Origin of the sequence: Bradyrhizobium sp. BRP56 (assembly GCF_020194035.1) — a bacterium.
In the GTDB taxonomy this organism is placed as follows: Bacteria; Pseudomonadota; Alphaproteobacteria; order Rhizobiales; family Xanthobacteraceae; genus Bradyrhizobium; species Bradyrhizobium australafricanum.
This window is the reverse complement of record NZ_JADYVV010000060.1, coordinates 29,392-52,738: the sequence shown is the minus strand read 5'-3', so window position 1 is coordinate 52,738 and position 23,347 is coordinate 29,392. Positions and strand designations below refer to the sequence as shown.

General features: G+C 66.5%; 17 protein-coding genes. 15 read left to right on the top strand and 2 right to left on the bottom strand.

From position 1 onward, the window contains the following. Window positions 1-170: 170 nt before the first annotated feature. The 11 genes from I6F38_RS32605 (at window position 171) to I6F38_RS32555 (ending at window position 15,822) form a co-directional block, all read left to right on the top strand. The gene (locus I6F38_RS32605; RefSeq protein ID WP_225163302.1) at window positions 171-1,025 is read left to right on the top strand and encodes an ABC transporter ATP-binding protein; all 855 of its coding nucleotides are present in this window, start codon (window positions 171-173) and stop codon (window positions 1,023-1,025) included. 2 nt (window positions 1,026-1,027) lie between these two features. Next, the gene (locus tag I6F38_RS32600) at window positions 1,028-1,804 is read left to right on the top strand and encodes an ABC transporter permease (RefSeq protein WP_050425957.1); all 777 of its coding nucleotides are present in this window, start codon (window positions 1,028-1,030) and stop codon (window positions 1,802-1,804) included. A gap of 44 nt (window positions 1,805-1,848) precedes the next feature. Beyond that, window positions 1,849-2,874 carry an ABC transporter substrate-binding protein gene (locus I6F38_RS32595; protein ID WP_225163301.1) on the top strand — a complete coding sequence of 342 codons (1,026 nt, stop codon included), beginning with the start codon at window positions 1,849-1,851 and terminating at the stop codon, window positions 2,872-2,874. A 103-nt stretch (window positions 2,875-2,977) separates the two neighbouring features. After that, a complete protein-coding gene (locus I6F38_RS32590; RefSeq protein WP_225163300.1) occupies window positions 2,978-4,414 on the top strand; it encodes an amidohydrolase family protein in 1,437 nt (478 codons plus the stop codon). A 173-nt stretch (window positions 4,415-4,587) separates the two neighbouring features. Further along, a complete protein-coding gene (locus I6F38_RS32585; RefSeq protein WP_225163299.1) occupies window positions 4,588-7,020 on the top strand; it encodes a CoA transferase in 2,433 nt (810 codons plus the stop codon). Further along, window positions 7,020-8,096, top strand: coding sequence for an ABC transporter ATP-binding protein (locus I6F38_RS32580; protein WP_225163298.1), 1,077 nt, complete (start codon window positions 7,020-7,022; stop codon window positions 8,094-8,096). The genes I6F38_RS32585 and I6F38_RS32580 overlap by 1 nt, the downstream gene beginning before the upstream one ends. Beyond that, complete coding sequence (locus I6F38_RS32575) at window positions 8,093-9,118, top strand: ABC transporter ATP-binding protein (RefSeq protein WP_225163297.1); 1,026 nt, start codon at window positions 8,093-8,095, stop codon at window positions 9,116-9,118. The genes I6F38_RS32580 and I6F38_RS32575 overlap by 4 nt, the downstream gene beginning before the upstream one ends. Beyond that, window positions 9,115-10,662, top strand: a complete 1,548-nt coding sequence (locus tag I6F38_RS32570; protein ID WP_225163296.1) for an ABC transporter substrate-binding protein — start codon at window positions 9,115-9,117, stop codon at window positions 10,660-10,662. Before I6F38_RS32575 ends, I6F38_RS32570 begins: the two co-directional genes overlap by 4 nt. Window positions 10,663-10,665: 3 nt before the next feature. Beyond that, window positions 10,666-11,622 (top strand): ABC transporter permease, encoded by a 957-nt coding sequence (locus I6F38_RS32565; RefSeq protein WP_225163295.1) that lies wholly within the window; start codon window positions 10,666-10,668, stop codon window positions 11,620-11,622. Continuing rightward, window positions 11,619-12,503: an ABC transporter permease gene (locus tag I6F38_RS32560; protein WP_225163294.1), complete on the top strand. Its 885-nt coding sequence runs from the start codon at window positions 11,619-11,621 to the stop codon at window positions 12,501-12,503. The genes I6F38_RS32565 and I6F38_RS32560 overlap by 4 nt, the downstream gene beginning before the upstream one ends. A 16-nt stretch (window positions 12,504-12,519) precedes the next feature. Beyond that, the gene (locus tag I6F38_RS32555) at window positions 12,520-15,822 is read left to right on the top strand and encodes a carboxyl transferase domain-containing protein (RefSeq protein WP_225163293.1); all 3,303 of its coding nucleotides are present in this window, start codon (window positions 12,520-12,522) and stop codon (window positions 15,820-15,822) included. Window positions 15,823-16,005: 183 nt separating this feature from the next. On the opposite strand, the gene I6F38_RS32550 is transcribed toward I6F38_RS32555, so the two are convergent. Continuing rightward, entirely contained in the window at window positions 16,006-17,640 is a 1,635-nt protein-coding gene (locus I6F38_RS32550) for an NAD(P)/FAD-dependent oxidoreductase (protein WP_225163292.1), read from the bottom strand. A gap of 235 nt (window positions 17,641-17,875) precedes the next feature. Here I6F38_RS32550 and I6F38_RS32545 point away from each other — a divergent pair, with 235 nt between their 5' ends. The 4 genes from I6F38_RS32545 (at window position 17,876) to I6F38_RS32530 (ending at window position 22,384) form a co-directional block, all read left to right on the top strand. Beyond that, complete coding sequence (locus tag I6F38_RS32545; RefSeq protein ID WP_225163291.1) at window positions 17,876-19,099, top strand: cytochrome P450; 1,224 nt, start codon at window positions 17,876-17,878, stop codon at window positions 19,097-19,099. A gap of 117 nt (window positions 19,100-19,216) precedes the next feature. Continuing rightward, complete coding sequence (locus tag I6F38_RS32540) at window positions 19,217-20,818, top strand: GMC family oxidoreductase (protein ID WP_225163290.1); 1,602 nt, start codon at window positions 19,217-19,219, stop codon at window positions 20,816-20,818. A gap of 17 nt (window positions 20,819-20,835) precedes the next feature. Beyond that, window positions 20,836-21,285, top strand: coding sequence for a hypothetical protein (locus I6F38_RS32535; RefSeq protein ID WP_225163289.1), 450 nt, complete (start codon window positions 20,836-20,838; stop codon window positions 21,283-21,285). Between the two features lie 76 nt (window positions 21,286-21,361). Beyond that, complete coding sequence (locus tag I6F38_RS32530; RefSeq protein WP_225163288.1) at window positions 21,362-22,384, top strand: trypsin-like peptidase domain-containing protein; 1,023 nt, start codon at window positions 21,362-21,364, stop codon at window positions 22,382-22,384. 183 nt (window positions 22,385-22,567) lie between these two features. On the opposite strand, the gene I6F38_RS32525 is transcribed toward I6F38_RS32530, so the two are convergent. Beyond that, on the bottom strand, window positions 22,568-23,347 hold the full coding sequence (locus I6F38_RS32525) for an alpha/beta hydrolase (protein ID WP_225163287.1): 780 nt from the start codon (window positions 23,345-23,347) through the stop codon (window positions 22,568-22,570).

Sequence of the window (23,347 nt, the reverse complement as noted above, 5' to 3'; positions counted from 1 at the left end):
CGCCTCTTTATCATACCGCCAGAGCAATCGGGCGCTCGAATTGCATGCAGTTTGAGCCGCGGATTGCCCAAAAGGAATCCGGCCTTTGAGGCGCGGAACGCGCGATCTCCTTGATTTTCAACGCTACGGCCGCTGGCATCCGGCTTGCATGCACTTTGCTCGTGATGCGCATGCAACCAAACTCCGAATTCGCCGGCGAGCCGATGGCCGCCGGATCCGCGCCGACCGCGATCGAGCTGTCGGACGCCTCCGTGACCTTCGGCCGCGGCGCCCGCGCCGTGCCGGCACTGTCGACAACCACGCTGCGGATCGCCGACGGCGAGTTCGTCGCGCTGGTCGGCCCGTCCGGCTGCGGCAAGTCCACCATCCTGCGGCTGGTTTCGGGCCTGGCGCGGCCGTCCACCGGCGTCGTCATCGTCGGGGGCCGCGAGGTCGCGGCGCGCGCGATGCGGGTCGGCATGGCGTTCCAGAACCCGACCATGCTGCCGTGGATGACGATCGAAAAGAACATCATGCTGCCGCTGAAGATCGTCGAGCCGTTCCGCTCGCAGTTCCGCAAGCTGCGCAAGACCGAGTTCCGCGACAAGGCCAATGCGTTGCTCGAGCAGGTCGGGCTGAAGGGGTTCGGCGGCGGCTATCCGTGGCAGCTCTCCGGCGGCATGCTCCAGCGCGCCAATCTGTGCCGCGCGCTGATTCACGAGCCGCGCATGCTGCTGCTCGACGAGCCGTTCGGCGCGCTCGACCAGTTCACCCGCGAGGAGCTGTGGGGAATCCTTCAGCAGCTCTGGATGACCCACAGGCCGACCGTGCTGCTGGTCACCCATGATCTGCGCGAGGCCGGCTTCCTCGCCAGCCGTATCTGCGTGATGAGCGCGCGGCCCGGCCGCATCCTCGACGACTCCAGGGTCGACTTCGCCCGTCCGCGCACCGTGGCGATGACCTTTGAGCCCGACTTCGTCGCGCTCAACCAGAAGCTCCGCGCCTTCATCGTCGATGCGCGCACCGCGGCGCGAGAGGGAGCCTGACCATGTCCGTGTCAGACATCAGGCAGAAGGCCTGGTCCGCGGCGCTGATCGTGCTGTTTTTCGTCGCCTGGGAGCTGTTCTGCCTGATGACGGGGATGTCGGACCTCGTGTTGCCGCGGCCGTCGCAGATCTTCGTCACGCTGTTCGAGAAATTCCCGATCCTGTGGCCGCACATCGTGCAGACCCTGGTCACCACCATGATCGGCTTCGTGCTCGGCGTGGCGCTCGGCGTCGCGCTCGGTGCCGTGATCGGGGTGTCAAAAACCGCCTACGACACCTGCTATCCGCTGCTGGTCGGCTTCTCGTCGATCCCGAAGGTCGCCGTGGTGCCGATCTTCGTGCTGTGGTTCGGCTCCGGCACCGTGCCGGCGGTGTTGACCTCGCTGTCGATCTGCTTCTTCCCAATCGTCGTCAATATCGCCACCGGCCTTGCCACCACCGAGCCCGAGCTCGAGGACGTGCTGAAGGCGCTCGGCGCCAGCAAGTTCGACATCCTGTGGAATGTCGGGCTGCCGCGCACGATGCCGTTCTTCTTCGCCTCGCTGAAGGTCGCGGTCTCCTACGCCTTCGTCGGCGCGGTGCTGTCCGAGACGGTCGCTTCGAACCGCGGCATCGGCAACGTCATGATGACCGCGTCCTCCAATTTCAACGTGCCGCTGGTGTTCGCCGGGCTGTTCGTGCTCGCCGGTCTCGGCGTCGCGCTCTACGTCCTGTTCTCGCTGATCGAGGGCCAGGTCACCGGCTGGGCGACGCGCAAGGACAATGTCATCGCCACTTGAGACACTTCGTCAACCGTCAAGCAATGAAGCTTAAGGAGATCTCGATGCTGAGAAAAGTAAGCGCCGCGCTGTTGGGATTGGCCCTGATCGCCGCTCCCGCGCGCGCCGAGGAAACCACCATCAAGTTCACGCTGGGCTGGAAGACGCAAGGCTCGGACGCCGCATTCTTCTACGCCAAGGACAACGGCTACTTCAAAGAGGAAGGCCTCAACGTCGTGATCGACCAGGGCGAGGGCTCCGGCGCGACCGTGACGCGCATCATGTCGGGCGCCTATGACGCCGGCTTCGGCGACGTCAACGCGATCATCCAGAACGCCGCGACCAAGCCGCAGGATGCGCCGGTCATGGTCTACATGATGTGGAACCAGCCGCCATTCGCGATCGTCGCCAAGAACTCGAGCGGCATCAAGTCGATCAAGGATTTCGAAGGCCACACGCTCGGCGGCGCGCAGGGCACGCCGACCACGCGGCTGTTGCCGGTGTTCGTGCACAAGAACGGGCTCGATGGCGAGAAGATCAAGGTCTCCAACATGGCGCCGAACCTGCAGGAGCCGATGCTGATCAAGGGCGACATCGACGCCGCGCTGGTGTTCAACATCACGAGCTATTTCAATTTGGTGCTGAACCGCCAGGACCCCGACAAGGACTTCAAATGGTTCTCGTTCGGCGATTACGGGCTCGACCTCTATTCCAACGGCGTGATGGTCTCGCGCAAGCTGATCGCCTCGAACCCGAAGGCGGTCGCCGGCCTCGTCCGCGCCATCAACAAGGGCGCAATCGCAGTTGCCAAGGACCAGAACGCGGCCATGAAGGCGGCGCTGAACTATGACAATCTGATCAATGTCGATGTCGAGAAGCGCCGGCTGCAATATTCCTTCGAGAAGCTGATCGTCTCGCCGGAGATGAAGGACATCGGCATCGGCGACGTCAAGGACGACCGCATGGCCCGCGCCATCGGCTTCATCGTCGAAGGCTACCAGCTCGCCCGCACGCCGGCCCCGGCCGAAGTGTTTTCGCGGGAATTCCTGCCGCCGCGCGCGGAGCGGGAGCTGGTGTATACGGCGAATTAAGTTTACTCGTCATTGCGAGCGAAGCGAAGCAATCCATTCTTCGGCACGGGAATGGATGGATTGCTTCGTCGCTCCGCTCCTCGCAATGACGGCGGAGGGACCGATGGACGTCACGGTAACCCGTCTGTTCTGCGGTTCTGACCACGACATCCGCAACGACGTCGTGCTCCGTCACGACGGCGGCGTCATCACCGATATTTCCGAAGCCGCGCGCCCGGCGACAGGCCCGCGTTCCCTGATCCTTCCCGCCTTCGTCAACGCCCACGACCATGCCCGCCCGCGCGCCTCGAGCTTCGGGGCGGTCGGCATGCCGCTGGAGAGCTGGATCCTGCGCACGGTGGTCGGCACGCCGGTCGATCCCTATCTCTCCGCGGCTTCGGCGTTTGCCCGCGCTGCGCAGGCCGGCTGCGCGGCGATGATGATGCACTACACCCGTCCGAGCGGTACCATGCCGTTGCTCGATGAGGCCAGGGCGATCGCGCGCGCCGCCGCCGATGTTGGCATCCGCATCGCCTTTGCGATCGCAGTGCGCGACCAGAACCCGATCGTCTATGGCGACAGCAAACCGGTGCTGTCAGACCTTCCGGCCGACGACCGCAAGATGATCGAGCAGCTGTTCGTGCGGGCCCCGATGTCGCCAAAAGCGTATATCGAGCTGACCGACGCCATCGCGGCTGCGATCGGCGGGCCGAAGATTGATGTGCAGCTTGGGCCGGCCGGGGTGCAGTGGTGCTCGAAGCCGCTGCTGGAGGCAGTCGCGGAGAACTCTGCGCAGACCGGCCGCCGCATTCACATGCATCTGCTCGAGACCATCTACCAGCGCGCCTGGGCCGACCAGCATTTTCCCGGCGGCATCGTGCGCTATCTCCGCGACATCGGCTTCCTCTCGGAGCGGCTGACGCTCGCGCATTGCATCCACGCTCGGCCCGACGAGCTCGAGATGATCGCGGCGTCGGGCGCGCGCATTGTCACCAACTTCTCCTCCAACCTGTATCTGCGCTCCGGGCTGGCACCGATCGCGGCGGCGCACGGCTGCGGTTGCGGGATTGCCGTCGGCGTCGATGGCCTCGCGCTCGATGAGGATGACGACGTGCTGCGTGAGATGCGGCTGGTGCAGATGACGCACGGCGGCCTCGGCTTCAAGCGTACATGGACTGCTCAGGAATTCTTCACGCTCGCGATCCGCAACGGCCGCCGCGCCACCGGCGCGCCGGGCACCGGCGAGCTCTCGGTCGGTGCGCCGGCCGATTTCGTCAGCATCGATCTCGACCGCCTCGAGCGTGATCAGATTCTCGATGCCGATCCGCTCGACCTCTTGTTCGCACGCGGCAATGCGTCGCTGATCTCTGAGCTTGTGGTCGATGGTCGCAGCGTCGCCAAGGCCGGCCGGTGCCTCGGTGTTGATCTTCCCGCCATTGAGCAGGAACTGCGCGGCATCACCCGCGCGAGCGCTGCCTCATACGCGCATGTCTTGCGCGCATGGCCGCGATTGTCGAACTCAGTGCAACACTGGTTCGAAGCGCAGCTCACCTGCAATTAGCTGCACAATCTTCGCTTCGCGCTGAGCAGCAACTTCGGTCATACGCTCGCTAATTCCGTCAAGCGGAAGAAAATTCCACTTGCATCACACTCGTCGCGCGGCTTCAAGTTCACCCAACAAGAAGACTGAATCAGTCGCTGTCACCGGCTGGTCGTGTGTCGCGAGGAAGCCTGATGGGCGCGTTGTCGCATCTGCGGATTGTCGAGATCGGAAGTGCTGCGGCGACGAGCTATTGCGCGCGGCTGTTTGCCGATTTCGGCGCCGATGTGCAGAAGGTCGAGCCGCCGCACGGCGATCCGCTTCGCCGCACCGCGCCGCTGACGCCCAAAGGCCGGAGCGCGTGGTTTGCGTTCCTCAACTTCAACAAGTCGAGTGTCGTCCTCGACACGCGCGATGCGGGCGCGGCATCGCGCTTGCGGGAGCTGATTGCCGGCTGCGACATCCTGCTCGACGGGCGCGGCATCGCTGCGGCGGATTGTCCCGAGATCGATCTCGACGCGATCAAGCGGGATAATTCCGGCCTCATTCATCTCGACCTCGCCTGGTTCGGCGATCGCGGTCCCTACGCCAATTTCGCGGCGACGGACTCCACGATCCGCGCGCTGACCGGACTTGTGAAGCTGGTCGGTCCGGAGCAGGGGCCGCCGATGCATGCGCCGGATTTCCAGACCGGCATCCTGGGCGGGCTGTGGGGCTTCATCGCGGCCGCTTCGTCGGTGCTCGGCCGCATGCACGATGGGCGCGGGCGCGAAAACCATCTCAGCCTGTTCGAGGCCTCTATCGCCGTCACCGAATACATCATGTTCGAGGCATTCCAGCGCGGCGACATCATGCGGCGGATCGGCGTCAACCGGTTCTGGCCGACCTTTCCGGTCGGCATCTACGAGACCAAGCAGGGCTGGCTCGGCGTCACCACGGTGACCCCGGCGCAGTGGCGCGCGTTCTGCGAGATGCTCGGGCTCAACGAGCTGCGCGACGATCCGACACTGGTCATGGGGGTCGACCGGCTGCGCCATGTCGCCGAGATCGAAGCCAAGATCCTGCCGAAGCTGAAGCAGCGCACCGCGCAGGAGTGGTTCGCCGAAGGGCTCAAGCGCAGGATTCCGATCGTGCCGGTGCCGGAGGTCGCGGATCTCATCGCCGACGAGGAGAAGTGCGCCCGCGGTGCAATCGTCCCGATCACCATCGGCGACGAGACCGGCTTTTCCGCCGGCACGATGCAGCGGCTGACCGCAACGCCGCCGCTGCGCGGCGGCCGGGTGCCTGATCTCGGCGAGCAGCAGGCGAGGCGCGAAGCCGCGCCGCGCGTGCCGGCGCCCGAGCCCGCTGCAACCGACCGCTTGCCACTCGAGGGCATCCGCGTCGTCGACTTTTCGATGGGCTGGGCCGGGCCGATCTGCACCCGCACGCTCGCCGATCTCGGCGCCGACGTCATCAAGATCGAGGCGACCCAGTATCCGGACTGGTGGCGCGGCGTCGACCGCCGTCCGGCCTATGTGCTGGAGCAGATGTACGAGAAGTCGGTGCGCTACTGCATCATGAACCGCAACAAGCGCGGCATCACGCTCGATCTGACCCGACCGAAGGGGCTTGAATTGGCGAAGCGCCTGCTCGCCGATGCCGACCTCGTGGTCGACAATTATTCGGTCGAGGTGCTGCCCAAGCTCGGCCTCGGCTATGACGTGCTGAGCAAGATCAATCCCAAGCTGGTGATGATGTCGATGTCGGCGTTCGGCGCCGGCAGCGTGCATCGCGATTGCCGCGCTTACGGCTCGACGCTGGAGCAGGGCTCCGGCCTGCCCAGCGTGGTCGGCGATCCCGCTGGTCCGCCGGTCATGAGCCATACCGCGTTCGGCGACGCCGTCGGGGGCCTCAACGGCGCCGCCGCGGTGCTGACCGCGCTGATCCACGCCAAACTGACGGGGCAGGGGCAATTCATCGATCTCGCCCAGATCGAATGCATGATGCCGTTCGCCGCGCCCTGGATCGTCGCGCATTCGACCAGTGGCGAGCCGCCGACCAAATACGGCAACCGCCATCCGGATTTCGTGCCGCATGGCTGCTTTCGCTGCGCCGGAGAAGACAACTGGATCGTCGTCGCGGCGTCCGACGACGCGATGTGGCCAAAGCTTGCCCGGCTGCTCGGCCGCGAGGATTGGGCAGCGGACGCGGCACTCAAGACGGCCGCGGGCCGCCGCGCCCTCGAGGCCGAGATCGAGGCTGCGATCACGGCCTGGACCGCGGCGCGCGATGCCGATGCGGCGATGACCGCGCTGCAATCTGCCGGCGTTGCCTCCGGCGTCGCGCGGCTGCCGATCGATCTCCTGGAGGATCCGCAGCTCCACGCGCGCGGCTTCATCCAGCAGGTTGACCGCGCGTTCATCGGACGACATCCGCAGCCATCGATGCCGTTTCGCGAGAGCGATGCGCCGTTCGCGATCCGCTCGGTGCCGCCGACGCTCGGCGAGCACAACCGCGAGATCCTCGGCGGCATGCTCGGGCTTTCCGACGCCGAGCTCGATGAGCTCACCCGCGAGGGCATCATCGGCACCGAGATGCTGATGGAGGAGCAGCTGGTGAAAGAGAAGAAGCGGGCGGCGGGCTGATGGAGGCAGGTCAGCCGGCACAGCGCAGGGCGGAGGGCGCGCGAGACGGCGCACGGCCGCTATTGTCCGTGCGCGGGCTCGGCATCCGCTTCAAGACCGCGCAGGGCGTCTGGCAGGCGACGCGCCGCATCGACTTCGACATCGCGCCCGGCGAGCGCGTCGGCATCGTCGGCGAGAGCGGCTGCGGCAAGACCATCACCGGCCTGTCGATCCTGCGATTGTTGCCGGGCAATTTTGCCGGCCTCGACGGCAAGATCCTGTTCGACGGCGTCGATCTCGCCTCCTGCAGCGCGCGGCAGATGCGCGCGATTCGGGGCAAGCGCATTGCGATGATCTTTCAGGAGCCGATGAGCGCGCTCGACCCGGTCTTCACCGTCGGCCACCAGATCGCCGAGACGCTGCGCGTCCACACGGACGTTTCGCATGAGGAGGCGCGCGCCAAAACGCTGGAGATGCTCCGCCGCGTCGGCATCGCCTCGCCCGAGCGGCGGATCGACGACTATCCGCACCAGCTTTCCGGCGGCATGCGCCAGCGTGTGATGATCGCGGCGAGCTTGATCTGCGGGCCGCAGCTTTTGATCGCGGATGAGCCGACCACCGCGCTCGACGTCACCGTGCAGGCGCAGATCCTCGAGCTGCTGCGCGACATCAGCGAGACCTCGAAGACCGCGCTGATGCTGATCACCCACGATCTCGGCGTCGTCGCCGAGACCTGCACGCGGATGATCACGATGTATGCCGGCGAGGTGATCGAGGACGCCACGGTCGACGAGGCGCTGGTGCGGCCGCTGCATCCCTACACGTCCGGACTGTTGCGCTCGCTGCCGCATTTGAGCCCGCGCCACGGCCGCCTGCCGTCGATCCCGGGCCGGGTGCCGTCGATCGCGGAGATGCCGAATGGCTGCCGCTTCCGGGCCCGCTGCGCGCATGCGGCCAAGGGTTGCGAGGCCGAGCAGAGGCTGCAGGACGCCGGCGGCGGCAGAAGAGTGCGCTGCTGGCGCTTTGCCGAGCTCAATCTGCCGGGCGCGCTGCATCCGCCCGGCGCATCGGCTGCTGCGAAGGTCGCGACGCAATGACCACGGGCACTGCCGAGCCGCGCCGCGACGCCATCGTTTCGGTGCGCGATCTTCAGGTCCGCTTCCAGACCTCGGACCGCCGCGCCACCGTGAAGGCGGTCGATGGCGTCAATTTCGACGTCCGCCGCGGCGAGACCTTCGGCATCATCGGGGAGTCCGGTTCGGGCAAGACCACGATCGGCCGCGCGCTGGTGTTCCTGCTCAATCCCAGCGCCGGCGCCATCCTGCATGACGGCATCGATCCAACGGCGCTGCCGCGCCGGGAATTCCAAAGTCATCGCCGGGACTACCAGATCATCTTCCAGGACCCGAACGCCGCGCTGAATCCGCGCATGACCATTCTGGCCTCGGTGCTGGAGCCGCTGGAGCTCGCAGGTGTCGGCAGCCGTGCCGAGCGCGAGCGGCAGGCGCGGGAGGCGCTGGAGCGCGTCGGCCTGCCGCAGGAGTTCGGTGCGCGCTACCCGCATCAGCTGTCCGGCGGCCAGAAGCAGCGCGTCGTGATCGCCCGCGCGCTGACGCTCAAGCCCAAACTGATCGTCTGCGACGAGGTGGTGGCCGCGCTCGACATGTCGATCCGCGGCGACGTGCTCAATCTGTTTGCCGATCTGCAGCGCGACCTCGGGCTGACCTATGTCTTCATCACCCATGATCTCGCCGTGGTCTCGCATATCAGTGAGCGCGTCGCGGTGATGTATCTCGGCCAGTTCGTCGAGCTCGGGCCGACCGAAGAGGTCGCCGAGCGGCCGCTGCATCCCTACACGATCGCGCTGCTGTCGGCCGAGCCGCGGCCGCTGCCGTCCACGATGCGGCAGGAGAGCCGCATCGTCCTGCAGGGCGAGGTGCCAAGCCCGATCGATCCGCCCTCGGGCTGCCGCTTCCGCACCCGCTGCCCGCACGCGCAGCCGCTCTGCACCGACCGCGTGCCGGAGTGGCGCGAGCTGAAGCCCGATCACTGGGTGGCCTGCCATTTCGCCGATCGCCCGAATTTTTCGCCGAACTCACAACCGGAGACGACGCCATGACAATGACGACACGACGCGAGGCCATGGCGCTGATCTCGGGCGCACTCGCCAGCACCACGCTCGGCGACAGTGCTTTCGCGGAAGGCGCGCCGAAGAAGGGCGGCACCCTGCGCATCTCGGCGCCCGCCAATCCGTCGAGCCTCGATCCGGCGACCGGCGGCGCCGGCTCCGACCACGCTTTCCTGTTCACGATGTACGATACGTTGACCGAATGGGAATTCGACACGCTGAAGCCGAAGCCCGGCCTTGCCGAAAGCTGGAAGTTCACCGACCCCACCACGCTGGTGCTCAACATCCGCGCCGGCGTCACCTTCCATGACGGCACGCCGCTCGATGCGGAGGCCGTCAAGTTCAATCTCGAGCGCAACCGCAGCGATGCGAAGTCGAACATCAAGGCCGATCTGCTCTCGGTCGCCGCGGTCGAGGTCACCGGCCCGCAGCAGGTGACGTTGAAGCTGAAGACGCCGGATACCGCGCTGCCCGGGATTCTCTCCGACCGCGCCGGCATGATGGTGTCGCCGACGGCGCTGAAGGCGGCCGAGGGCGGCGTCGTGACGCGCAAGCCGGTCGGCGCCGGCGCCTATTCGTTCGTCAGCTGGGCCGACGGCGAGAAGATCGTGGTCAAGCGTAACGAGAAATACTGGAAGCCGGAGCGGCCGCTTCCCGACGCCATCGAGATCTCGATCATTCCCGAGCTCACCACCGGCGCCCGCTCGGTCACCGCCGGGCAGAACGATCTGATCTACCAGCTGCCGCCGCGGCAGAAGGTGATCATCGAGCGCGCCTCGAGCGTCAAGGTCGTGCATGGCCCGACGCTGTACGTGCTTCAGATCTTCCTCAACTGGGCCAAGCCGCCGTTCGACAATCTCAAGGTCCGCCAGGCGCTGAACTTCGCGATCGATCGCGAGTCCTTCGTCAAGGCCGCGCTCGCAGGTCTTGCGGAGCCCGCCTACATGAACCTGCCGAAGGCGCATTGGGCATACGACGCGGAGGTCGCAAAACTCTATCCTTATGATCCCGACCGAGCGCGCAAGCTGCTCGCCGAGGCCGGCTTCAAGGAGGGTACCCAGATCGAGCTCGGCGGCTATCCGGACCAGGATTCGGTGCAGCGTCAGGAGATCCTGATCGAGCAGCTGCGCAAGGCCGGCATCGGCGTGCGCTTCGTCAACGCCCCGATCGCGGAAGCTTCTGCGGCCTTCTTCGGTGCGGAGAAGAAGGGCGCCGGGCTGCTCTCGGCGTGGACCGGGCGGCCCGACCCGAGCCTGACCTATTCGCTGATGTTCACCAAGGACGCCTATTACAATGGCGGCCGCGCGCCGGTGCCGGCCGAGCTCGAGGCCGCGATCAAGGAATCGCGCGCCTCGGAGGACATCGACACCAGGCGCAAGGCGTTCTCCACCGTGCAGCGGCTGGTGATGGAGAATGCCTTCGTCGCGCCGCTGGCGTTCCAGTTCGAGCTGGTCGCCATGAACAAGAAGGTGCAGGGCTATCGGCCGAACCTGCTCGGCAAGCCGAAATACGACGACGTCTGGCTCGGGGGTTAGGCGATGGCGCGACGGTCACCGGTCAAGGTCGTCGGCAGCCGCCTCGTACAGGCGCTGCCCGTGATCCTGCTCGCGACCTTCATGGTGTTCGCGCTGCTCAAGCTGGTGCCCGGCGACATCGCCGTGACCCTGGCGGGCGACAACGCGACCGACGCGCGGATCACCGAGATCAGGAAGATCTACGGCCTCGACCGCCCGTTCCTGGTGCAATACGGCGCCTGGCTCGGCAATGTCGCGCAGGGCGATCTCTCGCAATCGCTATTGACCGGCGAGAAGGTCGCGGATTCGATCGGGCGCGCGTTTCCGAACACGCTGCTAGTCGTCGTGATCGCGCTGGCGCTGGCGCTGGTCACCGGCATCCCGATGGGCGTGATGGCCGCGATCAAGCCGAACGGCTGGATCGACAAGCTGATCAGCATGCTGGCGTCGCTCGGCGTCGCGGTGCCCGGCTTCTGGCTCGCGATGATCCTGGTGGCGGAATTCTCGCTGAAGCTGAACTGGCTGCCGGCGACCGGCGCAAAATCCTTCAGCGCCTCGCCGGTCGATGCGATCAGGCATGCGCTGCTGCCTGGCATCGCGATCGCGGCCTACGGCATGGCCGAGGTCGCGCGCCAGCTGCGCGGGGCGCTGCTGGAGGTGCTGTCGTCGCAATATGTCCGCACGCTGCATGCCAAGGGGCTGTCGATGTCGCGCATCCTCTGGCAGCACGGCCTGAAGAATGTCGGCGTCAATCTGCTCACCATCATCAGCCTTTTGGTCAACCGCATGCTGGCGGCGACCGTGGTGATCGAGGCGGTGTTCGCCATTCCCGGGCTCGGCAGCCTGATCGTGCGCGGCGCGATCCAGCGCGATTTCCCGATCGTGCAGGGCGTCGTCTTCACCATGGTGGTGGTTGTGATCGCGGTGAACCTGATCACCGATCTGCTCTGCGCCGCGGTCGATCCGAGGATCGAGCAATGACCGAGGTGGCGCTCGCTCCCCTGAAGGCACCGGCGAGGCCGACGCGGCTGCGGCGATTTGCGCGCTGGCTCGCCGGCGATCTCCGCGCCGCGCTGTCGATCCTGGTGCTCGTGGTGCTCGTTGTCGTCGCAATCGGTGCGCCCTTGATCGCGCCCTATGCGCCGACCGCGCAGGACGTCAACAACATGTTGGCGCCGCCGGGGCCGGCCCATCTGCTCGGCACCGACGACCTCGGCCGCGACATCTTCTCACGCCTGATCTACGGCGCGCCGGCCACCGTCTATGCCAGCCTGCTGGCGGTCGGCGTCGCGGTCCTGATCGGGCTGCCGGTCGGCCTCATCGCCGGCTATTTCGGCGGCTGGATCGACGACATCATCAGCCGCATCATCGACACCTTCCTGTCGTTCCCCGCCATCGTGCTGGCGATCGCCGTCACCGGCGCGCTCGGCATCGGGCTGACCAACGGCATGATCGCGGTCGGCATCACGATGTTCCCGGCGCTGGCGCGCATCGTCCGCGCCCGCACGCTGATCGTGCGGCAGGAGCTCTATGTCGACGCCTCCAGGGGATTTGGCGCGCCGACCTGGCATGTGCTGTGGCGCCATGTGCTGCCGAACACGCTGCAGCCGGTCATCGTGCAAGTGACGCTCTTGCTCGCCGCCGCGCTGCTGGCGGAAGCCAGCCTGTCGTTCCTCGGCCTCGGCATCCAGCCGCCGGACCCGAGCTGGGGCGCCATGCTGGCGCGCGCCTATCAATACATGGAAATCGCCCCGGAGCAGATGTATGCGCCGGGCCTTGCCATTCTCGTCGTCTCCCTGGCGTTCAATGCGCTCGGGGAGTCCTTGCGTGTCGTGCTCGATCCGACCATGAAGGATCGTTGACCTTGGTGGAATGATCATGTCGTTCAAGAAATTGCTGATTGCGAACCGCGGTGAGATCGCGATCCGGATTGCCCGTGCCGCTGCCGACAGCGGCCTCGCCACGGTCGCGATCTATCCCGCCGATGATGCCGCCTCGTTGCATGTCCGGTCCGCCGACGCCAGCCACGAGATTCCAGGCCGCGGCGCGCGAGCCTATCTCAACATCGAGGCCGTCATCGCGGCGGCCAAGGCCACGGGTTGCGACGCGTTGCATCCGGGCTACGGCTTCCTCAGCGAGAACACGCAGCTCGCGCGGCGCTGTGCCGAGGAGAAGATCACCTTCGTCGGCCCGTCGCCCGAGGCGCTCGATCTGTTCGGCGACAAGGCCAAGGCAAAGGCGCTGGCGAAAAAATGCGGCGTCCCGATCATTGCCGGCACTTCAGGCGCAACCAGTCTCGACGAGGCAAAGGCGTTCTTCGCCGCGCTCGGCGCTGGCGCCGCCGTGATGATCAAGGCGATCGCCGGCGGCGGCGGGCGCGGCATGCGCGTGGTCGAGGACGCCGCCAGGCTCGACGAGGCCTATGCGCGCTGCCAGTCGGAGGCCAAGGCGGCGTTCGGCAACGATGCGGTTTATGTCGAACGGCTGATCCGCAAGGCGCGCCATATCGAGGTGCAGATCATCGGCGACCGTCACGGCGTCATCAGCCATCTCTGGGAACGCGAATGCACCATCCAGCGCCGCAACCAGAAGCTCATCGAGGTGGCGCCGAGCCCGTCGCTGAGCGAGGGAATGCGCGCGCGCATCATCGAGGCGGCGAAGCAGCTTGCGACCGCCGCGCGCTACGACAATCTCGGCACCTTCGAATTCCTGGTCGATGACGAAGCCGGCGAAGGTGAGGGCGCGTTCGCTTTCATCGAGGCCAATCCGCGGCTCCAGGTCGAGCACACCGTCACCGAGGAGGTGCTCGGCGTCGACCTCGTGCGCGCGCAGCTCGCGGTCGCGGCCGGCGCCACGCTGGCCTCGCTCGGCCTCGCGCAATCAGCGGTGCCGCTGCCGCGCGGCTATGCGATGCAGCTGCGCGTCAACATGGAGGTGATGGACGAGGCGGGAGTGACAAAACCGACCGGCGGCACGCTCGCCGTGTTCGACCTGCCGTCCGGCCCCGGCGTCCGCGTCGATACCTTCGGCTATTCCGGCTACCGGACCTCTGCCGCGTTCGACTCGCTGCTGGCAAAAGTCATCGTGCATTCGCCGAGCCCAAAGTGGACCGACGTGGTGCACAAGGCATCGCGCGCCTTGCGCGAATTCCGGATCGGCGGCGTCGCCACCAACATCCCGTTCCTCGGCGCCATCCTGGCGCACCAGAGCTTTGGCCGGAACAAGATCAGCACCAATTTCATCGACACCCATGTTGCGGCGCTGGTCGGCGCGGCGCAGGATCTTGCCGCACCCTTGATCGAAGTGAGCGAGGCGGCTGCGACCAAGGCCGTTGCTGTCGAAGCAGCCCCCGAGGGATCGCTCCCGGTGCCCGCGCCGCTGCAGGGCACGATCGTGGCGATCGAGGTCGCGGAGGGCGATCTGGTCCGTCCCGGCCAGCAGATCGCGGTGCTGGAATCGATGAAGATGGAGCATCTGGTCACCGCGCCGCATGGCGGCCGGGTGACCAGGATCGCGGGCGGCATCGGCGTCACCCTGATGCATGGCGAGCCGATTCTGTTCCTCGAGCCCGCCGAGGTCGACGGTCATCACGCGGCGGAAGAGGCCGCGATCGATCTCGATCACATCCGGCCGGATCTCGCCGAGCTGATCGCGCGCAAGGCGATCACGCTGGACGAGAACCGCCCGGCCTCGGTCGAGCGGCGCCGCAAGACCAACCAGCGCACCGCGCGCGAGAACATCGCGCAGCTGGTCGATGAGGGTTCGTTCGTGGAATACGGCTCGCTGGCGATCGCGGCGCAGCGCCGCCGCCGCAAGGTCGAAGATCTCATCAAGAACACCCCGGCCGACGGCCTGATATCAGGCGTCGCCACCGTCAACGCCAAGGATTTCGGCGCCGATGGGGCGCGCTGCATGGTGATCTCCTACGACTACACCGTGCTCGCCGGCACTCAGGGCCATATGAACCACAAGAAGATCGACCGCATGCTCGGCCTCGCCGAGCAGTGGCGCATGCCGCTGGTGTTCTATGCCGAGGGCGGCGGCGGCCGTCCCGGCGATACCGACCGGCTCGGCATGACCGGCCTCGACGGCCCGTCCTTCGTGCAGTTCGCAAAACTCTCCGGACTGGTGCCCGTGGTCGGCGTGGTCTCCGGCTATTGCTTCGCCGGCAACGCCGCGATGCTCGGCGTTTGCGACGTCATCATCGCCACCAGGAATGCGTCGATCGGCATGGGCGGTCCGGCCATGATCGAGGGCGGTGGGCTCGGCGTCTACCATCCGGCCGAGGTCGGCCCGGTCTCGTTCCAGTCGCCGAACGGCGTGATCGACATCCTGGTCGAGGACGAGGCCGAGGCGACCGCGGTCGCGCAGAAATATCTGTCCTACTTCCAGGGCGCGGTGCAGGACTGGAAGGCGCCGGACCAGCGGCTGCTGCGCCGTGCGATTCCGGAAAATCGCCTGCGGGTCTACGATATCCGCAGCGTGATCGACCTGATCGCCGACGAGGGCTCGGTGCTGGAGATCCGGCGCGATTTCGGCGTCGGCATGATCACGGCCTTCATCCGCATCGAGGGCAAGCCGTTCGGCCTGATCGCCAACAATCCAAAGCATCTCGGCGGCGCGATCGACGCGCCTGCCGGCGACAAGGCCGCGCGCTTCATGCAGCTGTGCGACGCCTTCGACATTCCGATCGTCTCGCTCTGCGACACGCCGGGCTTCATGGTTGGCCCCGAGGCCGAGAAGACCGCGATCGTGCGCCACGTCGCGCGGATGTTCGTCACCGGCGCGAGCATCACGGTGCCGCTGTTCGGCGTCGTGCTGCGCAAGGGCTATGGTCTCGGCGCGCAATCGATGATCGGCGGCGGCTTCCACGCCTCGTTCTTCACGGTGGCGTGGCCGACCGGCGAGTTCGGCGGCATGGGCCTCGAAGGCTATGTCCGGCTCGGCTTCCGCAAGGAGATGGAGGCGATCGCGGACCCGGTCGAGCGCGAAAAATATTTCCAGACCAAGGTCGCCGAGCTCTACGCCAACGGCAAGGCGGTCTCGATCGCCTCGGTGCTCGAGATCGACGAGGTCATCGATCCCGCCGACACCCGGCACTGGATCATGGCCGGCCTCCGCTCGGTGCCGAAGCCCGAGCCGCGGACCCACCGCAAGCGGCCGTGCATCGATGCGTGGTGAGGTGACGGCGCAACACACTCTGTGTCGTCCCGGCGAAAGCCGGGACCCATAACCACCGATGGTCATTGTTGCACGGTGCTGGGGCCATAGCCTCCTTCAACAACCCAACCCTGTGGTTATGGGTCCCGGCTTTCGCCGGGACGACGGCGGCGGGTGGGCGGGCGTCTCGCGTCATTGAGAGAGTTACCCCAACCTCAACTCAACGTACCCCTTCGCCGCCACCTCGTCGCATCGCGCGCGATATACCGGCGCGCTGCCGCTGTAGCGGGCGACGATGCGGGTCTGCTTGCCCTCGACGTTGCGGTTGATGCCGGTCATCCAGGAATCGACCTCGTTGGAGAGCAGGCCGACGCCGAGCGCCTTGACATGCTCGGTCCAGTCGGCGGTGCCATCAGGCGTGGCGTCGAGGAAGGTCAGGTCTCTCTCCTGCGCAAAGCGGATCAGCCCGGTGACCCAGTCCACGCTGTATTCGATGCTGCGCGGGATGTTGCCAAGCGCGGTGTGCGGCCCCATCAGCATCATCATGTTGGGGAAGCCGTCGACCATCAGCCCGAGATAGGTCTCCGGGCCGTGCGTCCACTTCTCCTTCAGCCGCGCACCGTGCGCGCCGCGGAAATCGATCTTGTCGAAGCTGCCGGTGATGGCATCGAAGCCGGTGGCGTAGATGATGATGTCGAAGGCGTAATCCTTGTCGGTCGTCCGGATGCCCTCGGGCGTGACCCGCTCGATCGGCGTCTCCTTGATATCGACGAGCTCGACATTGTCGCGGTTGTAGACCTCGTAATAGAAGGTCTCGAGCGGCAACCGCCGCGTGCCGAAGCCGTGGTTCTTCGGGATCAGCATCTCCGCGACCGCCTGGTTCTTCACGCGCTCGCGGATCTTGCGCGCGACGAAATCGCTGATCGTCGCATTCGCCGCGCGGTCGATCAGGATATCCTTGAAGTTGCCTTGCCAGATGCCAAACCCGCGCTCGCCATAGAGCTTCTCGTAGAACGCCTCGCGCTCCGCCTCGCTCACCTCGAACGCGCCGCGCGGATCGGGCGTATGCACGAAGCAGGCGAACGTCTCCTTGCAGCGCGCGAAGATCTCGGGATAGCCGGCCTTGATCCTGGCTTGCGTCTCGGCGTCGATCTTGCCGTTGTGCAGCGGTGCCGCCCAGTTGGCGGTGCGCTGGAACACGGTGAGATGCCCGACCTCGCCGGCGATGGTCTGGATGGTCTGGATGCCGGTCGCGCCGGTGCCGATCACGGCGACGCGCTTGCCGGTGAAATCCACCTTCTCCTTCGGCCAGCGCGCGGTGTGGAACGATTGGCCCCCGAAATCATCGCGGCCCTCGATGCGCGGCAGGGTCGGCGTCGACAACGGGCCGATCGCGGTGATCAGGAAGCGGCAGGAGTGCTGCGCGCCGCTTTCGAGCGTGATCTGCCAGCTTCGCGTGTCGTCCTGGTAGATCGCGGACGTGACGCGGCTCTCGAGCTGGATGTCGCGGCGCAGGTCGAACTTGTCGGCGACATAGTTGCAGTAGCGCAAGGTCTCGGGCTGGCCGGCGAAATGCTCCGACCATTCCCATTCCTCGAGCAGCTCCTTCGAGAACGAGTAGCCGTAGGAATAGCTCTCGGAATCGAAACGCGCGCCGGGATAGCGGTTCCAGTACCAGGTGCCGCCGACGCCGGTGCCGGCCTCGAACACGCGCGCGCTGAGACCAAGCTCGCGCAGCCGGTAGAGCTGGTACATGCCGGACAGGCCGGCGCCGATGATGATGACGTCGTAGTCCAGCGCAGCCGTCTGGGCGGTGTTGTCCTGGCGCAATTCGGCCACCTGTCGTTGCTCCGCGATGGATTGATTGCCGGCAAGGCTAACCGGTCTTCCTGCTGCCGACAAACATCGCGGAGCGGGGCAGCTATCGGGATTTGCCGGGTGCGTCGGCCCGCGCGCATTCCGCGCGGCGGACTGTCCGCCCCGCGGCTTTACTCGGCCGCGGGATTCCCTCTATCGTCGGCCCGACACGACGATCGCCCGCCAAGCGGCGACGGAACCTAACGGGAGTGAAGCGATGGGAGAGGCGCTGCGCAGGCCGACGTCGACAGACGTCAGCAATCCCCGGCTTTACCAGGATGACACCTGGCGGCCGTTGTTCGCGCAGCTCCGCCGCGACGATCCCGTGCATTATTGCGAGGCGTCGGCCTACGGCCCGTACTGGTCGGTGACGCGCTACGACGACATCTTCGCGGTCGAGCTGGATCACCAGAACTATTCGTCGGCCTCCGAGCTTGGCGGTATCCAGGTCGCGGACCAGCCGAAGGGGCAGGAGCGGCCGAGCTTCATCCGCATGGACCCGCCCGGCCACACCGCGCAGCGCCGCACGGTGGCGCCGATCGTGGCGCCGTCGAACCTCGCCAATTTCGACGCCCTGATCCGCAAGCGCACCGCAGCCGTGCTCGACGCGCTGCCGCGCAACGAGACCTTCGACTGGGCCGAGCGGGTCTCGGTCGACCTCACCAACATGATGCTGGCGACTCTGTTCGATTTCCCGTCTGAAGACCGTGCCAAGCTGACCTGGTGGTCGGATGTCGCGATCGCCAACGTCGAATCCTCCGACGCGGTGGTGCATTCGGAGGCTGAACGCACCGCCGAACTGGTCAAGATGGGAGAATATTTCCGCAAGCTGTGGGACGCGCGGGCCGATGCGCCGCCGACCTTCGATTTGATCTCGATGCTGGCGCATTCGGACGCGACGCGGAATCTGGAGCCGCGCGAGTTTATCGGCACGATCGGGCTGTTGATCGTCGGCGGCAACGACACCACGCGCAATTCGATGTCGGCCGGCCTGATGGCGCTGTGCGAGAACCCGGAGCAGCTCGAGCTGGTCCGCGCGAGGCGCGAGCTGATCCCGAACCTGGTGTCCGAGACCATCCGCTACCACACGCCGGTGCTGCACATGCGCCGCACTGCACGCAACGACGTCGAGCTTGCCGGCCGCCGGATCAAGAAGGGCGACAAGGTCGTGATGTGGTACATCTCCGGCAACCGCGACGAGGACAAGATCGAGCGTGCCGATGAATTCATCATCGACCGTGCCAAGCCGCGCCAGCATCTCGCCTTCGGCGCCGGCGTCCACCGCTGCGTCGGCGACCGCCTCGCCGAGCAGCAGCTGCGCATCCTCTGGGAGGAGGTTCTGGCACGCGATCTGCGTTTTGAGCTGATGGGCCCGCCGCAAAGGCTCTATTCCAATTTCATCCGCGGTATACGAAGCTTGCCGGTGAGAATCGTCGATTGAATCCCATCCGTCATTGCGAGGAGCGAATCGACGAAGCAATCCACCTTTCCGCTTGGGAAAGAATGGATTGCTTCGCCTCGCTCGCAATGACAGAAGTAGAGACTTCAAGGAACAAGAATGAAGAACGATCCCGTTGACGTCCTGATCATCGGCGCCGGCGCCTCCGGCGCCGCGGTGGCCTGGAGCCTTGCCGATACCAAGATGCATATCCTCTGCCTCGATCAGGGCGGCTGGATGAATCCGGCCGAATATCCGAGCACCGGGCGCGACTGGGAGGCGAAGTTCTACGGCGAGTGGTCGTCCAGCCCGAATGTCCGCAAGCGGCCCGAGGACTATCCGATCAACGACGACAATTCGCCGATCAAGGTCGTCAACTTCAACGCCGTCGGCGGCTCGACGGTGATGTACACCGCGCATTGGCCGCGGCTGCATCCGTCCGACTTCAAGGTGAAGACGCTCGACGGCGTCGCCGATGACTGGCCGATCGACTACGACGCGCTCACCCCGTTCTTCGAGGAGAACGATCGGATGATGGGCGTCTCGGGCCTGTCGGGCGATCCGCTATCGCCGCTGAGCCACCCGCCGATGCCGCAGCAGCCGCTCGGGCTGTCCGGCCCGCTGATCGGCAACGCCATGAACAAACTCGGCTGGCACTGGTGGCCGTCGGACACGACCGTGGCGACGATGGATTACGAGGGCAGGGCGCGCTGCATCAATCTCGGCCACTGCACGCCGGCCTGCGCGCAGGGTGCCAAGGCCTCGACCGACATCACCTACTGGCCGCACGCGGTCCGCGCCGGGGTCGAGCTGAAGACCCATTGCCGGGTGCGCGAGATACTGACCAACGAGCACGGCATGGCCTCCGGCGTCGTCTATTACGACAAGGACGGCGTTGAGCAGTTTCAGCCGGCCGAGGTCGTCATCATCGCCTGCAACGGCGTCGGCACGCCGCGGCTGCTGCTCAATTCGGCGTCAGGAAAATTCCCGAATGGCCTCGCCAACTCGTCGGGCCTGGTCGGCAAGAACCTGATGTTCCACCCCTATGCGCAGATCTACGGCTTCGTGAAGGAGCCGACCGACAGCAACCGCGCGCCGCCGACCTGCCTGTGGAGCAAGGAGTTCTACGACACCGATCTGTCGCGCGGCTTCGTCCGCGGCTACGGCATCCAGTTCGGCCGCGGCGCCGGGCCGGTGTTCGAGGCGGTCGCGAGCGAGCAGAAGGGCATCCTGCCCTGGGGCAAGGATCATCACCGCGTGTTCCGCAAGCTCAACGGCCATCGTCTCGCGGTATCGGCGATCTGCGAGGATCTGCCGGAGGAGCACAACCGCGTCACGCTCGATCCCGTGCTGAAGGACAGCCACGGCATACCCGCGCCGAAGATCGACTACACGATCAGCGCGAACAGCCGGAAGATGATGAACCACGGGCTGGCGCGCGGCCGGGAGATTCTCGAGGCCGCCGGCGCCACCGACATCTGCATCAACGATCCGATCCCGTGGGGCGGCTGGCATCTGCTCGGCACCGCGCGGATGGGCACCGATCCGGCGCGCTCCGTGGTCAACGAATGGGGCCGCTCGCACGACGTGAAGAACCTCTTCGTCGTCGACGGCAGCATCTTCGTCACCTCGGGCGGCGTGAACCCGACCTCCACCATCCAGGCCCTTGCGCTCTACATCGCCGACCAGATGAAGCAGCGCCTCGCCAATCTGTTCGACTGAGACCGCCAGAGACCGACATGTCCGATAGCAATCAACTGACCGCAGCCCAGCGCGCTGATCTGCGCACCGTCGCCGCGATGATCGTTCCCGAAAGTGACGAGTACAAGATGCCGGGGGCGGACGACGTCGCGATCCAGGCCGACATGCTCGCAACGCTCGGTCGCGACACCGCGCTGGTCGCGCAGGCGCTGGGTCATCTGGCAAAGCTTGCGGGCAAGCCGCTCGCCGAGCTCGACGATGCCGGGCGCGATGCGGTGGCGCGGGAGTTTCGTAGCCATGGCGGCGCGGCCGCGGCGACGCTCGTCCGCGTGGTGCTGCAATGCTACTACCGCGACGACCGCGTGCTGCGCTCGCTCGGCCTCGAGCTGCGCGCGCCGTTCCCCAAGGGTCATGTGCTGCCGGAGGGCGACTGGTCGCTGCTCGATCCGGTCAGGGCGCGCGGCGGCACGTTGCGGCGGGCGCCCTAGCCGACCGGGTAGGTGCCGTAACCACTTGCGGCGCGGGGAACCGGTCACCATCTGAGGAGACCAAAGGACTCTCGCCATGCTGGATATTACCTCAGATACCGCCGGTGACACGCCGTCACCGCGAACGGCCGATGCTGCCCGGGATAACGACCGGGCCTTGCTGGATGCCTATTCCAATGCCGTGATCGACGTCACCGACCGCGTCGGCCCCGCCGTGGTCCGGGTCGAAACCGGGCCGAAGGTGCGCAATGCGCGCGAGCGCGGCGGCCTCGGCTCGGGCATCGTGATCTCGCCCGACGGGTTCGTGCTGACCAACAGCCACGTGGTCGGATCGTCGAAGGAGATCCGCCTGCGCGACACCGAGGGCTTCGTCACCGATGCGCATGTGCTCGGCGTCGATCCCGACACCGATCTCGCGCTGCTGCGGGCCGATGGCGCGCGCGATCTGCCTTACGCGTCGCTCGGCAACTCCAAGACGCTGCGGCGCGGCCAGCTCGTGGTCGCGATCGGCAATCCGCTCGGCTTCGAATCGACGGTCACCGCCGGCGTGGTGTCGGCGCTGGGACGCTCGATCCGCTCGGTGAGCGGGCGCACCATCGAGGACGTGATCCAGACCGACGCCGCGCTCAACCCCGGCAATTCCGGCGGACCCCTGGTGTCGTCGAAGGGTGAGGTGATCGGCATCAACACCGCGATCATCAATGGCGCGCAGGGCATCTGCTTTGCGGTCGCCAGCAACACCGCGCAGTTCGTGCTGTCGGAGATCATCCGCCACGGCTATGTCCGCCGCGCCTATATCGGCGTCGCCGGGCAGACCGCGCCGGTGCCGCGGCGGCATGCGGTGCTGGCCGGCGTCGAAAACAAGATGGGTGCGCTCTTGATGCAGATCGAGCCGGACAGCCCGGCCGCGCGCGCGGCGCTGCTGCCGGGCGACGTCGTGATCGGGCTCGACGGCATCGAGATCAACGGTGTCGACGATCTGATCCGCGCGCTCGACCACAGCCGGATCGACCGGAGCCTGTCGATGGACGTGCTCCGCCTCGGCCGCCTGCGCGCGATCGACATCCACCCGATCGGAAGGAAGCCGGCGAAGCAGTGAGCGTTGCTCTATCCGCGTGCGAGCTGCACCCTCTCCCCTTGTGGGAGAGGGTGGTTTCGCTGCGGTAGCAGCGAAACCGGGTGAGGGGTTCTCTCCGCGGAGACAGACCCCTCATCCGTCGCGGACTACGTCCGCGCCACCCCCTCCCACAAGGGGAGAAGGGAAGAGGGACCTCGAATATTGCTACCGCAACGCCGCCAGCAGTTCGTCGGGCTGCTCGACCATCATCATGTGGCCGGCACCCGGCAGCACGACGGTGCGGGCGTTCGGCGTCGCGGCGGCGAGGGCCTTGCCGGCCTTGGCTGGCGTCATCATGTCGCGCTCGCCGAGGATGAAGGTCGCGGGCACCTTGACCGCAGCGGCGGCGGTCAGGGCGTTCTGGTAGGCGTTGCAGGCGTTGAGGTCGTTGTACAGCACGCCGGGCTTCGCCTCCTGCAGCACCCGCTGCGCGCCCTGGTGCATCCACAGGCCGGGCGCGAGGCTGCCGCCGAGCTCGGCCGTGAAGCCGAGGCCCCAGATCGAGACCATGTCGATCGCCGCGACGTCATTGGCTTCGGCGGCCTTCAGGAGATCGGGGCCGACCGTCATGGTCGCGGCGGTACCGATCAGCGCGAGGCCGGAGACCTTGTCGGGATGCCGCGCCGAGGTCTCGATCGCGATCAGCGAGCCCATCGAATGGCCGATCAATCGGGCCTTCGATGCGCCGGCCGCCGTGATCAGCGCCGCGATCCAGTCGGCCATCTCGGCGATGGTCGGCAGCGGCTTGCCGGCGGAGCGGCCATGACCGGGCAGGTCCGGCGCCAGTACGGAAAAACCGTGATGGGCGAACCAGCGGCTGTGCAGCGCCCAGGTCGAGGAATCGAAGCCGGCGCCGTGGATCATCACCACCGCCGGCAGCGACGGATCGAACGGCCTGCCGCCGGTCGCGATGAAGGTGTCTGATCCGTTCACGGAAAGCTGCAT